Source organism: Neobacillus rhizosphaerae (assembly GCF_050477885.1).
Lineage (GTDB): Bacteria > Bacillota > Bacilli > Bacillales > Cytobacillaceae > Neobacillus > Neobacillus rhizosphaerae_A.
In genome coordinates, this window is the sequence record NZ_JBCNAC010000188.1 from 37,930 (window position 1) to 52,562 (window position 14,633).

Sequence of the window (14,633 nt, forward strand, 5' to 3'; positions counted from 1 at the left end):
CGAAGAAAAGACAAGAATGGTTTCTTGTCTTTTCCAAGTTTATGATTTTATTTTTTCTAAAAACATTTGTTTCATTTCGGTTAATACTTGTTTAAAAGGGTAATCCGTATATACGGACTGTACTGTGACTCCATTAATCATCGACCAAAAAATGTCTGCCATTACTTCTGGGTGAAGGTCTTTCTTGATTTCACCTGATTCTTGGCCCTCTTTAATAATCCCAGCAAGCAGATCGACAAAATACTGTTTTCTCCGGTCCGTTAACTTTTCTGCTAATTCGGGGTGTCTGGAGGCATGGAGCTTAAATTCATCATGAACGATAAATTTTCCCTGAATTTCTTTATTCGATAGGTCGACCTCTAAATAGAGGTTGAATAAAAAATTGATTTTTTCAATGGCCCTACTGTAAGTTCCAAGATCCTTTACTAAACTTTCATACGTTTCTTTTGTGTCTGTATTCATTAATTCTAAGTATATTTCATCTTTACTTTTAAAATAGTTATAAATTGCCCCTTTGCTTATACCTGAATGTCCCACAATATCATCGATGGTTGCCACTTGGAAACCCTTCTTTGCAAAACAAACTAGGGCACTGGCTAGAATCTCCTTCTTTTTCTTCTCTTTATGTGAGTCTGAAACGATGGGCGGCATTTTTTTACCTCCGTTCTAAAAAAATTGAATAAAATATTTACAAGTTTCTTTATTTTAATTAAAACATAGATGGTCCTATTTAAAAAAGACTATTTAGTCTAAATAATATATTTCATGAAAACAACAGTGTCCGCCTGAGGTGGACACTGTCTTTTTGTGGTGCCTGACACCACTTTTATTGCATGGGATTGCTGAAATCGTTTATGAGGATTTGCACTTCGTCGCCTTCATTCATTTCTCCTGGTCGTTCGACGGCGCAGACGATTCCACGGCGTTTGTAAGCGGCTTTGACAAATTTAGCAGCCAGTTTTGGGTGGTTTTCGTAATGTTTTTGAATCATCTCACCAGGAAATATACAGGGTTGATTTTCACCCATACAAATTAACCCTGCACCACTTGGGAAGAGAATACGTGAGCCCATCGTAAGCTTCGTCAGCTCAGGTAACCCGTTCAATAAGAGGTTCGCACCTAACCATTCCGGTAGGACATATTCTACCCCGAGTCCCTCAGCTATCTCAACAAGTTCTTCTTCCGAAACAATTGTAATTTGACGACGATTAAAAATTTCTGTCCCTTTTGGATACATTGGCTGCCGTGAATCGGATGGTACGATTAGACCGAAATGACGGTCTCCTCTCATTCCCCCAAACTCAAGTGTGGTATGGGCAATCCTTCTTGTCAAAAATGATTCTGGTTGATCTGCAATTAATATGGCATTTAGCTTTGCTCTCGCATTTTTCATGATAAACCTTCTTCCTTATTAAAATTCGAGCCCAGCTTGAGCATGTGAATAAATTATTTAGTTCCCCATATGTATGTCTTTTATTTTTTGCTAGGTGAAACGGCATGATTATTCATGGGAACAAGTATAGAGGATTACTACCTAAGGCGTAATTTACCGATGGACATTGTTTTTTTAGCATTGTAACAGTATTTACCCATATAATTATTTTACACCATATTAAAGGGGGAATTGATTATATGAATCAACAAACCTTAATATTGGATTTAGATGATACCCTCATCCACTGTAGCAAGTATTTTATCCAATCAAAAAACCAATTTGCTGAACAGATGCAAGACTGGTTTGATTTCCTTTCAAAGGATGAAATTTTACAAAAACAATTAGAAATTGACGTAAAAAATGTGGATAAACACGGTTTACATTCTTCACTTTACCCAGAATCATTCGTATTAACCTACAAATATTTTTGCGTCAAATATGGTAGAGCCTTAAAGAAAAGTGAAATCGATCTTGTACGTAGCATGGGTCAAAAAGTGTTTGAACTTGACGTACAGCCCTTTCCTTACGTATATGATGTCTTGGATAGTCTACAAGAGGATGGTCATCGATTGTATCTTTTTACAGGCGGGGATAAGAAAAATCAAAGAAGGAAAATTAATCAGTTAGGATTAGAACGCTACTTTAAGGATCGCGTGTTTATCCATGAACATAAAAATTCTACTACGTTGAAAAAAGTACTAAGTAGAATAGAGTGTGAAAAAAAATCAACCTGGATGGTCGGAAATTCACTAAAAACGGATGTCAAACCTGCTATCGAGCTAGGCATCAATGCGATTCATATACCGTCGGATTTTGAATGGAGTTATAATATCATTGATTTAGAAATTGAACCAAATGGGACATTCGCCGAGCTTGAATCCCTTTTACAGCTTCCGGTTTATCTAAGAGACTATGCCTTCATTCATGAAGCAATCTAATTACAAAATGGCTTGGGATTTCCCAAGCCATTTTTCTATGTCTTCTATTTTTCCAAGAATTATTTTTGGCTACTTAGTATCTCGTTCACGGTTGTTCTCATGGAATAAATGACGGTTTTTTTGTAGCGTGCCGCTATAAGCAGCACTCTTATTTGTTCGGATCGGGATAGATTTTTAAAACGAGGCTCTTTCTTCAAAAAGGTACGAACGATTGACCAGCTGGGTGGCATTAAAGGAAAGTCATCTAGGGGTTGTTTATTCCGTAAACGATGAAACCACGATATCATTCCGGTTGAACTACTTTTATCGACTATACATGGGGCATATATACTTTTAGTATGTTTTTTAAGGGATTCGAATCGATCTTGCCCGCTCACAATAATGTAGCTCCCATCCTTCCGATTTTTTTTGACCACTAAAACAAACATGCAGTCCCACATTAATCTTTGGAGTTTCTTCATGTGCTCCGTAATTTTAAGTGATAAATCAGGTTTGATTTTGTTCAGTGGTATATACTGTATCGTGAATTTCATACTCAGCCCCTCCTGTTTTTTCATGCTTCCTTTTGGATCTCTGCAGCAGGTGCATTGTACTGATAAAGTTAGTAGCAAATGATGACCTTTAAATTATTCATCTGTAAGATAATATGTATGAAATGAGCGCATGTCACATACCTATAAGGGCCTATTCAATTTACGTTATATAGATCCTTGACACATCCTATTAAAAAAGAACAATGCGATTGGTGAGTAAATAAAATAACATCAATAAACGCAAAGAAGGGACAGCTTAATGACTATCCCTTAAATTCGCTATCGACTCCGTTAAATAAATTTGTTGTCTGTTTTTATTGAGTGTCTTCGTCGCTTCTGTACTCCAAAATATCACCTGGCTGACAATCCAAAGTCTTACATATCGCTTCTAATGTTGAAAAACGAACCGCTTTGGCTTTCCCATTTTTCAGAATGGAAAGATTCGCCATAGTAATCCCAACCTTCTCCGAAAGCTCTGTTACGCTCATTTTTCGTTTTGCTAACATCACATCAATATTAATAATAATTGCCATATTCTCTACCTCAAATCGTTAAATCATTTTCTGATTTTATGTTAATCGCTTCTTGTAGAAGCCGTTGGAGGATAGCGGCAAAAACGGCGATAACCAACGAAGCAAAAATGATGATGAGTCCCATTAATCCAATGGGAGGGTCAACTTTCTTCGCAATAAAATGAAAGAGTGGCAAACCTAATACATACAAACCACTGATTGTAATCGCACAGCACTTTATGTTCTTTAACGCCTTTACAGATAATTCCGAGAAGGCAGTCTTCTCGTCAATGTACCGTAAAAGGTTGAAAGCCTGATAAAGAGCAAAGTAAAAAGGCACAGCCGAACCATACATCACGATGAAAACGAGATATTTTATATAAGCAATATCTGGATACAATTCTCCAGCCATATTCCCGAACTTAGGCACTAAAAATATGCACAATGCAAGAGTTGCAATTCCTATAAGAATAACCGCTAATTTTAAAAACAATGTGGATGCATTTTTCATTTGTAATACCTCTTTTTTATTTTTTATCTAGGAAACTTTTTAATGGCTTTTGAAGTACGTCCACAACAGCTATGATAATACTTGTTGCTAAAATACTAATCAGACTTACCGATATAGGACCTGCTGAATCATCTCCTGAGATACTAGAAATCACCTTTAAGCTTATTATCATTAACATAATGAAGAAAATTGCTGTAAAAGCACATTTTTTTATAACCTTTAAAGATTTAAGAGATGACTCCGAGAAAGCATTGTTCCTCTCGATAAAGGTTAATAGTTTATATACTTGAAACAGCGTAAAAGAAAATGCAATACAGATTCCATACGCACATACTAAAAGGGGGTATATCGAGTAATCCCCACCTGGGTGTGCTTTTACATCTCTAATGGTTAACACAGGCATCCAATAAATGCACAAAGTAAGCACTGCAATTCCAACCAGAAAAATAATTACCTTTAAGAAAATGGCTGAACCTCGTTTACCATTCATTTAAAACACCTCACTTATTTAAAATGATAACGTGATTTTAGCACATAATTTATTGTTTTACAATAAATTAATATTGTTTTTAATTATATTATTATTGTTATTGATATATCCTTATTATTTAAAGTAAATAATAAGGACGAAAAGGATTAATGCAATAATTATATTGGAGGGAATAATTTAAACCTTTTGGCTTCAAATATCTCATTGCGAATCACCAAATAATACTGATATAACAACAAAAAAAGACATACGAAATCATTGACGATTTCGTGTGTCTTTTTAAGTGTTTTTTAATTGTTTGTACTCCAAAAGTGAACCACTTAGATTGGATTCACATTGCTCTTTTACACTAATTTTCATTTTGGATAAAGTATTTCATCAATAATCCCGTACTCTTTTGCTTCTTCAGCGCTCATAAAATAATCTCGGTCTGTATCCTTTGCGACTTTTTCAATCGGCTGGCCGGTACGTTCTGAAATGATTTCATTAATATGTTCTCTGAGCTTTAAAATTCGTCGTGCAGATATTTCTATTTCCGTAGCCTGCCCTCTCGCTCCACCTAAAGGTTGATGGATCATGATTTCACTGTTTGGCAGCGCGTAGCGTTTTCCCTTTGTCCCTGCGAGGAGCAACATAGCTCCAAATGAGGCCGCCATGCCCGTGCAAATCGTGCGAATGTCAGGTTTAATGTATTGCATCGTATCAAAAATGGCAAATCCTGCAGAGGTAGAACCACCGGGGCTATTAATATAAAGTGAGATTTCTTTATCAGGTGCATCGGCTGCTAAAAATAATAATTGGGCTACCACACTATTGGCCGTATGGTCGTTTATTTCATCACCAATGATAATAATTCTGTCTTTTAATAATCGTGAATAAATATCATAGGAACGTTCTCCCCGATTAGACTGCTCTATTACATATGGAATTGTACTCATTCATTATTCCTCCTTGAAGCGATAATTGGCTATGCTGCCATACAGAGAGTGCTTGAAGGAGAGAAGTTTGGACGAGTCTTTTGGAAAGTACTAGAAACAAATATAGTAGATCCCGTACTAATACACTTTAACGAAGGTATTGCATCAATCAGGATGGTAGGATCTTGATCTTTCAGCGCCTCATAAAAAAGATCTGCAAGCTGCTTCCGCTCTTCTCTATCCCAAAAGGATTCCAAACCAAACAATTGGTCCTCTTCTTTTGCTTTTTCCAGTCGCTTTTTTGCTCGATGGAGATTGGACTTCACCGCTATTTCTGTTAAATCCAGGATATCGGATATTTCCTTCAGTTGATATTGAAAGGCCTCTTTTAAAAGAAAGATAACCGCCTGCTTTGGAGTGAAATATTTTAAAAGTAATTCCACCGAGTCATTCAGAGCATCCAGTTGATGAGAAAAAGCATGACTTGCACAATCGGAATCTGTTTCAATTGTTTCCTTCTTTCTTTTACGAAGCAAATCAATCCAGTGATTGTAAGCCATTTTATTTAACAACGCCGAAGTCATTTTTTGCGGTTGATTCGAATATCTTAAGGCCTTAAGATACGTTTCTTGAGCGATATCCTCTCCATCCCATTTATTTTGGGTTAAAAAGTGACAATATCGCTGAAGTTTCGGATAATACTCCAACCAAAAGGCTTCCTCAAACCCGTTTTCGTCCTCTGAACTTTCTATGCTGTCCTGTCTAAGCTTGTGTGACATTGATTTCACTCCTTTGCACTCTCTACCCTATAAACGTTTCAAGGAGGGTGAAAAGATACGGGTCAAAAAATTTTTTTGTTTGTGATACTATATGTGGATGGTATTAGATTTAACCTTGTCAATCATTATTGATGCACTAAATAGACTCGCTCAGGGCGGCCAACGGTTCCATATGAGAGGTCTGCCTCAATTTTTTCTTCTGAGACCAAATGTTCTAAGTATCGTCTTGCAGTCGTTCGGCTGACGCCAATTTCTTTAGCCACCAGCTCAGCCGTTAGCCCCCTACCCTCCCTGCCGAGGACCTCCAATACCTTTTCGAGTGTCAGTGGATCGATTCCTTTAGGTAGATAAATCCTTTCGTTCCCTCCACCTTCATTCTCTTTGCGCAACAGCTTGTCTACCTGTTGCTGAGTGACATGAAGACTTTCTTTGCCTAATTGAATCAGTTTTGTATGGTACTCTTTATACCGTAACAATGATTGTTTGAAACGTTCAAACACGACGGGTTTAATAATATAATCGAATACACCTATACTAATGGCTTCCTGCACCTTGTGAATCTCTTTTGTTGCTGTAATCATGATTACATCCATTTGTTTGGTCTGCTGTTTGGTTTCCTTTAGTAAGTCTAATCCATTCATATCTGGAAAATACACATCTAGTATGAGTAAGTCTGGCTGGAGAATCTCAATTAACGTTTTTGCCTCTATATAACTGGCGGCTATCCCAACTGTCTCAAACCCCTCAATTTGTTCAAGAAACCGCTTTTGGATTTCCGCTACTCTTAAGTCATCCTCCACAATTAGCACAGTGATAGTTTGACTGCTTTTCATACATATCCCCCCCTGCTTTTTGGTATTGCTACTGTGAAAATGGAGCCTTCTCCTGCATTCGAAGAAAATGTAATCGTTCCGCCTAATTCATCTAGCGCTTTTTGTACTAAACTAAGGCCAATACCAGCATTGCTGCCTGTATTCTTTGTAGTAAAACCTGCCTGAAAAATCTGTTCACTCGTGTCTGGATCTATCCCTTTGCCGTTGTCCTCTACTTCAATAATCAGTTCTTTACCCAAATCGGTCAAAAATAAGGAAACATTCTTTTCTTGCTTTTCATTTTCTTTTACGGCTTCAAATGCATTATTGATGAGGTTTCCTATCACCGTTACTAAAGCCTCTCTGCTGATTTCAGGTGAGATATCTTTAAAACTGCTTTCTCTATCGATCGTAAAATGTATTTTTAACTCGCTTGCTAAACTAACTTTTCCTAAGATAAAGCCTGCAATGATAGGATCTGGTACTTCTTTCATTAAGAATTGAATGAACCCCTGGGCAACATCCACTTCTTTTGAAATAAAATCAATGGCCTCCTGGTAGGACCCCAGTTGAATCAGGCCAAGTAAAGTATAGAGACGATTAGAATATTCATGAGTTTGAGCGCGCAATCCCTCTGCGTAGGCTTTAACATGGGATAATTCCTGCAGTAGCTGAGCAAGCTCCGACTTATTTCGAAAACTGGCAACAGCGCCAACTACTTCCCTTTTATTATTAAAAATAGGAATACGATTGGCTAAATACACCTCGCCCATAATGATAATTTCCTGGTCATACTCGGCTTGTCCCGTCCGAACCACTTCAAGTAGGTGGGTATTAACCAGCACCTCTTCAATTCTTTTTCCTCTCAACAGGATATGATTAGGCACCTTCAAGATCGTATGGGCCGTTTCATTTACTACCGTAATTTTTCCATCTGTATCGATGGCGATGATTCCTTCATGAATAGATTCCAAGATTGCGTGCTTCTCTTGGTACATCCATGCGATTTCTTTTGGTTCTAGTCCAAATATAGCTCTTTTAATATTTAACGAGATTAACAGAGCTGCCAATAACCCACCTATTAATATAATTAATGTGGCAACAAAAATTTTCTTCTGTAACTTCGAAATCTCTTTTTCAATATCCGTTTGCAGATAGCCGACTGAAACGACGCCAATGACCTTGCCGTTACTAAAAATGGGGGCTTTTCCCCTCAAGGAAGGACCTAACGTCCCCGTCGATTCGGAAATAACAGACTCTCCTTTAAATACTTGCCCATTGTCTCCCCCTACCATTTTTTGACCCAAACGATCAGGGTTGGGATGCGAATAGCGAATTTCGTTTCTGTTCCCAATGACGATAAATTCTGCCTCGACTTGTTTTCTAATATTTTCAGCAATAGGTTGGATAATTGTCGAAGGATTATTGGTCCGAAAGGCTGCCTGAATCTCCGGCATATTGGCGATTGATTGAGCAACTGATAACGCTTTGGACCCTATTTCATGCTTTAAATTCGATTCCATAATATTTTTAAAGGTAAATTCTATAATCGTTCCAAGGACAATAATAAGTATGGAAATTCCTAGCATTAGCTTTGTATGTAGACGCATTCAAACACCTCTAACTCTATCATATAAAAAAAAACTCCTATTAAAAAGGAGTTTTTTTCTCAATCTTCAGAATCTTACCCTTCTACATTTATGATTACTTCTTTCCCTCTTCGTTTCATCATGAACGGAACAACTAGCCAAAGGACAGTAATGAGAAGGAATGCTAAAGAAATTGGCCTTGTGAAAAATACACTGTAATCACCATTGGATATGGTCAGGGCTCTTCTTAGGTTATTTTCAATCATTGGCCCGAGAACTAGACCAAGAACTAGCGGGGCAATGGGGTAATCATTTTTATTAAAAAAATACCCCAGGACTCCACAGCCCAATAATAGTAGAAGGTCGTTGGTCGATACTTGAACGGCATAGACGCCAAAAATAGATATCGCAATTATGATTGGGATTAAGTATTTCTTCGGTGTTTGAATGATTTTTGCAAATACCTTCACTAATGGAAGATTCAAGATTAATAGCATGATGTTGCCAATGAACATGCTGGCGATTAACCCCCAAGCTACCTGTGGATGGTCTTCAAATAACAATGGACCTGGCTGCACATTGTACATCATTAGAGCACCCATGAGGATAGCTGTGGTGCCTGAACCTGGTATCCCTAATGTTAATAATGGAATCATAGCGCCGCCAGATGCTGCATTATTCGCTGATTCAGGTGCGGCTACCCCAGCAATCGTTCCTGTTCCGAATTTAGAAGGAGTTTTCGATATCTTTTTTTCAAGAATGTAAGAGAAAAATGATGCAAGTGTTGCTCCAGCGCCCGGTAAGATTCCAACAAAGAAGCCAAGGATACTTCCGCGGGCAATCGGTCCAGCCGATTCTTTCAGTTCATCTTTGGATGGAAGCAAGTTATTAATTTTTGCAATATCCACCTCTTCTTCTTCTTTTTCTAGAATGGTCTTGAATACTTCACCGAGTGCAAATAACCCTACCGCTATAGTTAGAAACTCAATACCTTGGAAAAGCCATGGCACATCGAATGTAAATCTAGCAATCCCGGAAACACTGTCAATTCCAATTGTACCGAGTAATAACCCACAAACAGTCATGATTAAGGCTTTCGTTACCGACTTTCCAGCTAATCCGCTAACGGCTCCTAGTCCTAGTAGCATTAAGGAAAAATATTCTGCTGGACCAAATTTGAGGGCTACGTCGGATAACGGCTTTGCTAGGGCAATCAAGGCAATCAGAGTCACGATTCCAGCTACAAACGATCCAATGGCTGCGATGGAAAGTGCGCTGCCTGCCCTTCCTTTCTTTGCCATCTGATAACCGTCCAAGGTTGTGACGACAGAGGACGATTCTCCTGGAGTATTTAATAGAATAGAAGTGGTGGAACCACCATACATTGCTCCATAGTAAACTCCTGCTAATAGAATGATTGCGCTTGTTGCAGCTTGTTCTGGCGGCAGTCCGCCTGTAATGGATGCTGTTACCGGGATAAGAAGAGCCACACCACTCATGGGTCCAATACCTGGCAATACACCAACAGCAGTCCCTATCAAAACCCCAACAAAAGCAAAAATAATATTATACCAAATAAGTGCCGTTCCAAAACCTTGAAATAAATAATCTAACGTACTCATGATCTTTCCTCCTTCCTTCTAGTGTTGTGGTTAAAACCAAATAGGCCAACCTGGAAGTGTTCCCTTTAATAATTCAACAAATAAAAAGTAAACGATTCCTGAAAAAGCAGCAGATATGATAAGGGATGACACCCACTTCGAACGTTCCATTGTTTGAAAGCAAACAAATAAAAAGATAAAAGTTGTAATCACATACCCTATTGTTTCCAAGGTTAAGATATAAACCAATGTAGCGACAAAAATGATTAAAAACGGCTTATATTCTAATTTGCCTTTTTCCCTATGCTCTCCCTTTGAGATGATTGTTTCATAAAACAAACGAATACTTAATAATACAAGGATAATTCCAAGAATAAATGGAAAAATGTCAGACCCTACAACACTACCATAGGACGAGCTTGATAGCTGCTTACTTCCAATCATAAATAGCACTCCAACCGCAAGAAACATGACTGATGCGACACGATCGAATTTGATATCCATCTTCATACCCCCTCCTTAACTAATATGGGAAGGAGAGTGTACACTCCTTCCCACACCATTACTTTTGCATGCCCAATGCTTCTAATAATTGCTGGACTTGTTTATCTTGTTCTTCTAGGAATTTTTTGAAATCACCACTGTTTTTGTACTGTAACTCCCAACCTTGAGTTTCTACTTCCTTCTTCCATTCAGGCGAATTGACTAGCTTATCAATCGTTTTTTCCCAATAAGATTTTGCTTCCTTAGACATCTTTTCAGGACCGAATATTCCGCGCCAAATCGTAAATTCAGCGTCAACTCCTTGTTCCTTTGCGGTCGGTACATCTTTAAAATCACCTGTTAACCGATCTGTTGAAGTGACGGCCAATACTCTAATCTTACCTGCTTTTAAAAATTCTTTTACACTAGAAGCGTCAGTCCCGATCACATCCGCATTTCCTCCAAGGAGTGCAGTAATCGCTTCTCCGCCGCCATCATAGGAGACATATTTAATTTTCGTAGGATCCACACCATATTTGTAAGCTGGAAGAATTGAAATCAAATGGTCCATCGAACCTGGTGCGGAACCGCCTGCAAATGTTAGTTTAGTAGGGTCCTTTTTCACGTCATCCAAGACAGATTTAAGGTCCTTATATTTTGAATCTGCTTTTACGACAATGGCTCCAAAATCTTTCGTCAACTGTGCTAATGGAGTGGTGTTTTTGTAGCCGTAAGGGCTGTTCCCTTCTTTTTTGAGGTTGTTAATGATAATTGGCGGTGAACTAACAAAGAGCATATCGTTGTTTGCTGCATGTTGGGTTGCATATTCTGCCATAAATACAGCGCCGCCGCCACCTGGTTTATTCTCCACTGTTAATGGTTGTGTTACCAATTTTGTCTCGCTGAGTACTTTTGTAAAGGAACGTGCGGTTAGATCCCAGCCACCCCCTGCACCTGATGGAGCCACAACGGTAATGGCTTTTGTTGGATAGCCTGTACCTTCTTCCTTTTTACCAGAGCTTGCTGTTTCTTTAGTGCTGCTACAAGCACCAAGACTTAATGCTAATGCACCTGCACACATGACTGCTGAAATTCTTTTAATAGAAATCATTTTGTTTCCCCCTTTGTAAACGTTTTCTTAATTTTACAAAATCTTTTGCCTTTGAAAAGATTATGTATTTAAACAGCATTAAAAACTTATAAACCATTTTGTTCATATTGTTCACGTGAGGAAATTTGGAGATTTTTGCTGAAAAATAATAGTGGACTATTTTTATAAGCCTGTTATAATCCAAATAGAATACATTATTACATTTAAAGGTGGGCACTATGGGGAACACATGTAGGTATGTTGTCAACGCACTTGGAAAAGGTGGGGAAACATATTATACGCGTTGTAAGGACAAACAAGAATTGAAGAATTGGATTTCTACTAATCGTGAAAAATTAATAATGGACGAATTAAAAATCACTGATAAAGAGCAAAGTCTATTTACCAAATGGTTAGGCATGAAAAAATTATTCTAAAAACAAGACGCCATTCTATTTAGAATGGCGTCATTTATTTGCTATTTTGCTATTTTAGTTGATTACTCATCTAACTCTCTTAGTTTTTTCCGTAATTCAATCATTACGGCTCTTGGATTTTCAATTTCAAAAATAACATATTTATATTTTCCAAATCCTTCTACTTCCAGGTGCACTAAGGGGACGTCGTGTTCACACGAAATAAAATACCATTCGTTACCAAATTTAAAACTGCCCTCAAAAATGTTCAGTGGAACAATCGCAGTGCCAGGCATTTTAAGCATCCACATCGGTGGATCAAATTCATCGATATAGACACGTTTAATTGCCTTGTAAGGAATTCTCAATTGCCATTTGAGTGCAAACACACTCAGTACCCCGTTTAACCTAAGCACAAATTCATCCTTGGTAAAGGTTACTTTTCTCCCCATCAAGATCACCCCGCAAGCGGATTTCGATCACCCATTATCCTTTATTTTACCACTGGAATATTAAGTAAACCATTCCTTTTACAAAAACAAAAAAAGGACCAACCTTAAGTCAGTCCTATCATTAATGGTATTTAAGCATGGGCAAAATGTCCATCTCAAGAAGACAAATGTCCACGAATGGTGCCTGACACCCAAATAGGATCCTTCTACCCCTCTACAGGCACGAATTTCTTTTTCTGGATGTAGATAAGTCTGAGGGATAAGGCGATTCCTGCTGCTAGTAGTCCTACGGTTAGTCCTATCCAATAGCCCCTTGCTTCTAAGCTTGTGTAATGGGCTAAAGCGAAGCCAACTGGGAGACAGATAAGCCAATAGGCGATTAATGTCATGATAAATGCAAGATTGACATCCTTATACCCTCTTAATGCAGCCTGTGCTGTCGCCTGAATGGCATCGGATATTTGAAAAAACAGTGCAAAGATTAAAAAGTTTGCTGTTAAGTTAATAACGGCTGTTTCGTTCGAATATAAGCCAGCCACTTGATAACGGAACAAAACCACTAACAAACCCGTAAAGAGTGCAATGAAAATAGCCAGATACACGCCAAGCCAGCTGTATTGCTTAGCGTCTTTATAACGTCGTGCCCCGACTTCAAAGCCGACAAGGACGGTCAGCGCCGTGGAAATACTAATCGGAATCATATACAGAAATGACACGATATTTAAAGCCGATTGATAAGCCGCGATCGTTGTGACGTTAAATTTACTTAATAGAATCGTGACCACTGCAAACATACTTGTCTCGAAAAAAGTGGAAAGCCCCATCGGCACACCGATTTTTAAAATTTCCTTACATTCTTCCCACGAGAATTCCTTCTTGTTACTGAAAACCGGATAGGATGAAAATGGGTCTTGTGTTTTTACAATAAAAATCGTCATTCCCATGATGGCCCAGTAAGTGATTGACGTCGCATACCCTGCCCCAGCTCCACCTAACTCTGGAAAGCCAAAATGCCCAAAGATAAACGCATAGTTCAAGAAGAAATTAAGGGGTAGTGATGCCAGCATGATCACCATAATCACACGTGTTTTCCCTAGAGCGTAAATAAACGACCTTAGGACGTTAAAAATAAACAGAGGGACAATTCCAAAACTTAGACCAACTAAATAATCATATGCCGTTTCTTGAACGTCTACCGGCAGTTTCATTTTGTCTAAGATGGGATCTAGTAAAAAGGCTCCTAGAATAATGACCACGACGGCAATTAAAAAGGAAAGATATATACCATGTTTCACAACAGAGGAAACTTCATTATTTCGTTTTTCACCGAATCGTTGCGCCGCAATGGGCGAAACCGCTAGCAAAATGCCGCTGATTCCCATAAAAATAGGGCTCCAAACCGAGGAGCCAATCGCCACTCCTGCTAAATCGGAAGAATGATATTTCCCTGACATAATCGTATTAAAAAACACCATCGAAAACATGCCAAGTTGTGTAATTAAAATGGGAATTAATAAGACAGCTATTTGTTTTGTCTTTTCCCGTATTGTAAAGGTCTGATTCATGTCTATGTGCTCCTTGAGAATAAAAGTCCGAACCATTATTATACTCTATTTCGGATTATTTTCCTTTAAATAAGTTTCCATCTTAAAATCGATAAAACTTGATTTCCAAATGACATATCCTTTAAATAAATAAGAAGTGATGCCTATCACCTCTTCTTTTTCTTGCTTTTTATAAAATATAGTTAAAGGGAGATGGTTCTGGTATGGAAAAACAATTGTCCGATTTGTCTATTTTCGAGAGTTACTGCAATCGACAGGTCATTCTTAACTACTATCAGGATGAAGATTTTTTATGGAAAAGAGACGGCTTTGACTTTGAATCTATCCAATTTGGAAGCGAGCAGCTACTATTTTTAAAGGGGAATGACGGAACAATATTGGTTCCCATATATGAATACAAAACCGCAGTCATTAATACCCAGTTTCCGAATTTCTTTATTTTTCGTAATGGTGCGGATCGCTTGGAGATTTATTTTCCTTGAGTTCATTCGCCACAAGGTAAAATATAAA

17 protein-coding genes are annotated in these 14,633 nt (G+C 38.1%); 3 read left to right on the forward strand and 14 right to left on the reverse strand.

The features are described from left to right. Positions 1 to 39: 39 nt before the first annotated feature. Together ABES03_RS24905 and ABES03_RS24910 are read right to left on the reverse strand one after the other, a co-directional pair. Positions 40 to 651 (reverse strand): TetR/AcrR family transcriptional regulator, encoded by a 612-nt coding sequence (locus tag ABES03_RS24905; protein ID WP_430121779.1) that lies wholly within the window; start codon positions 649 to 651, stop codon positions 40 to 42. A 175-nt stretch (positions 652 to 826) separates the two neighbouring features. Beyond that, a complete protein-coding gene (locus tag ABES03_RS24910; RefSeq protein ID WP_430121807.1) occupies positions 827 to 1,396 on the reverse strand; it encodes an MOSC domain-containing protein in 570 nt (189 codons plus the stop codon). Between the two features lie 236 nt (positions 1,397 to 1,632). Here ABES03_RS24910 and ABES03_RS24915 point away from each other — a divergent pair, with 236 nt between their 5' ends. Then, positions 1,633 to 2,373 (forward strand): HAD family hydrolase, encoded by a 741-nt coding sequence (locus ABES03_RS24915; protein WP_430121781.1) that lies wholly within the window; start codon positions 1,633 to 1,635, stop codon positions 2,371 to 2,373. Between the two features lie 847 nt (positions 2,374 to 3,220). Here the strand turns inward: ABES03_RS24915 and ABES03_RS24920 are convergent. The 10 genes from ABES03_RS24920 to ABES03_RS24965 form a co-directional block, all read right to left on the reverse strand. After that, positions 3,221 to 3,439 carry a helix-turn-helix domain-containing protein gene (locus ABES03_RS24920; protein ID WP_423408058.1) on the reverse strand — a complete coding sequence of 73 codons (219 nt, stop codon included), beginning with the start codon at positions 3,437 to 3,439 and terminating at the stop codon, positions 3,221 to 3,223. Between the two features lie 10 nt (positions 3,440 to 3,449). Beyond that, positions 3,450 to 3,929 (reverse strand): DUF2975 domain-containing protein, encoded by a 480-nt coding sequence (locus ABES03_RS24925; protein WP_430121783.1) that lies wholly within the window; start codon positions 3,927 to 3,929, stop codon positions 3,450 to 3,452. A 16-nt stretch (positions 3,930 to 3,945) separates the two neighbouring features. Continuing rightward, complete coding sequence (locus ABES03_RS24930; RefSeq protein ID WP_430121785.1) at positions 3,946 to 4,419, reverse strand: DUF2975 domain-containing protein; 474 nt, start codon at positions 4,417 to 4,419, stop codon at positions 3,946 to 3,948. Positions 4,420 to 4,775: 356 nt separating this feature from the next. Then, positions 4,776 to 5,357, reverse strand: a complete 582-nt coding sequence (clpP, locus tag ABES03_RS24935) for an ATP-dependent Clp endopeptidase proteolytic subunit ClpP (RefSeq protein ID WP_308079583.1) — start codon at positions 5,355 to 5,357, stop codon at positions 4,776 to 4,778. A gap of 29 nt (positions 5,358 to 5,386) precedes the next feature. After that, on the reverse strand, positions 5,387 to 6,115 hold the full coding sequence (locus tag ABES03_RS24940) for a sigma-70 family RNA polymerase sigma factor (protein ID WP_430121787.1): 729 nt from the start codon (positions 6,113 to 6,115) through the stop codon (positions 5,387 to 5,389). A gap of 125 nt (positions 6,116 to 6,240) precedes the next feature. After that, positions 6,241 to 6,948: a response regulator gene (locus ABES03_RS24945; RefSeq protein ID WP_430121789.1), complete on the reverse strand. Its 708-nt coding sequence runs from the start codon at positions 6,946 to 6,948 to the stop codon at positions 6,241 to 6,243. Beyond that, entirely contained in the window at positions 6,945 to 8,537 is a 1,593-nt protein-coding gene (locus tag ABES03_RS24950; protein ID WP_430121791.1) for an ATP-binding protein, read from the reverse strand. Before ABES03_RS24950 ends, ABES03_RS24945 begins: the two co-directional genes overlap by 4 nt. Before the next feature lie 74 nt (positions 8,538 to 8,611). Continuing rightward, positions 8,612 to 10,138 (reverse strand): tripartite tricarboxylate transporter permease, encoded by a 1,527-nt coding sequence (locus ABES03_RS24955; protein ID WP_430121793.1) that lies wholly within the window; start codon positions 10,136 to 10,138, stop codon positions 8,612 to 8,614. Between the two features lie 30 nt (positions 10,139 to 10,168). Beyond that, positions 10,169 to 10,621: a tripartite tricarboxylate transporter TctB family protein gene (locus ABES03_RS24960; RefSeq protein WP_430121795.1), complete on the reverse strand. Its 453-nt coding sequence runs from the start codon at positions 10,619 to 10,621 to the stop codon at positions 10,169 to 10,171. 58 nt (positions 10,622 to 10,679) lie between these two features. After that, positions 10,680 to 11,711, reverse strand: a complete 1,032-nt coding sequence (locus ABES03_RS24965; RefSeq protein WP_430121797.1) for a Bug family tripartite tricarboxylate transporter substrate binding protein — start codon at positions 11,709 to 11,711, stop codon at positions 10,680 to 10,682. A gap of 218 nt (positions 11,712 to 11,929) precedes the next feature. Here ABES03_RS24965 and ABES03_RS24970 point away from each other — a divergent pair, with 218 nt between their 5' ends. Further along, the gene (locus tag ABES03_RS24970) at positions 11,930 to 12,127 is read left to right on the forward strand and encodes a hypothetical protein (protein WP_430121799.1); all 198 of its coding nucleotides are present in this window, start codon (positions 11,930 to 11,932) and stop codon (positions 12,125 to 12,127) included. A 62-nt stretch (positions 12,128 to 12,189) separates the two neighbouring features. Here ABES03_RS24970 and ABES03_RS24975 read toward each other — a convergent pair whose 3' ends face one another. Then, on the reverse strand, positions 12,190 to 12,558 hold the full coding sequence (locus tag ABES03_RS24975) for a hypothetical protein (RefSeq protein ID WP_430121801.1): 369 nt from the start codon (positions 12,556 to 12,558) through the stop codon (positions 12,190 to 12,192). Positions 12,559 to 12,764: 206 nt separating this feature from the next. Beyond that, positions 12,765 to 14,123 (reverse strand): MATE family efflux transporter, encoded by a 1,359-nt coding sequence (locus ABES03_RS24980; protein ID WP_430121803.1) that lies wholly within the window; start codon positions 14,121 to 14,123, stop codon positions 12,765 to 12,767. Positions 14,124 to 14,326: 203 nt separating this feature from the next. Here ABES03_RS24980 and ABES03_RS24985 point away from each other — a divergent pair, with 203 nt between their 5' ends. Next, the gene (locus ABES03_RS24985; RefSeq protein WP_430121805.1) at positions 14,327 to 14,605 is read left to right on the forward strand and encodes a hypothetical protein; all 279 of its coding nucleotides are present in this window, start codon (positions 14,327 to 14,329) and stop codon (positions 14,603 to 14,605) included. Positions 14,606 to 14,633: the final 28 nt, after the last annotated feature.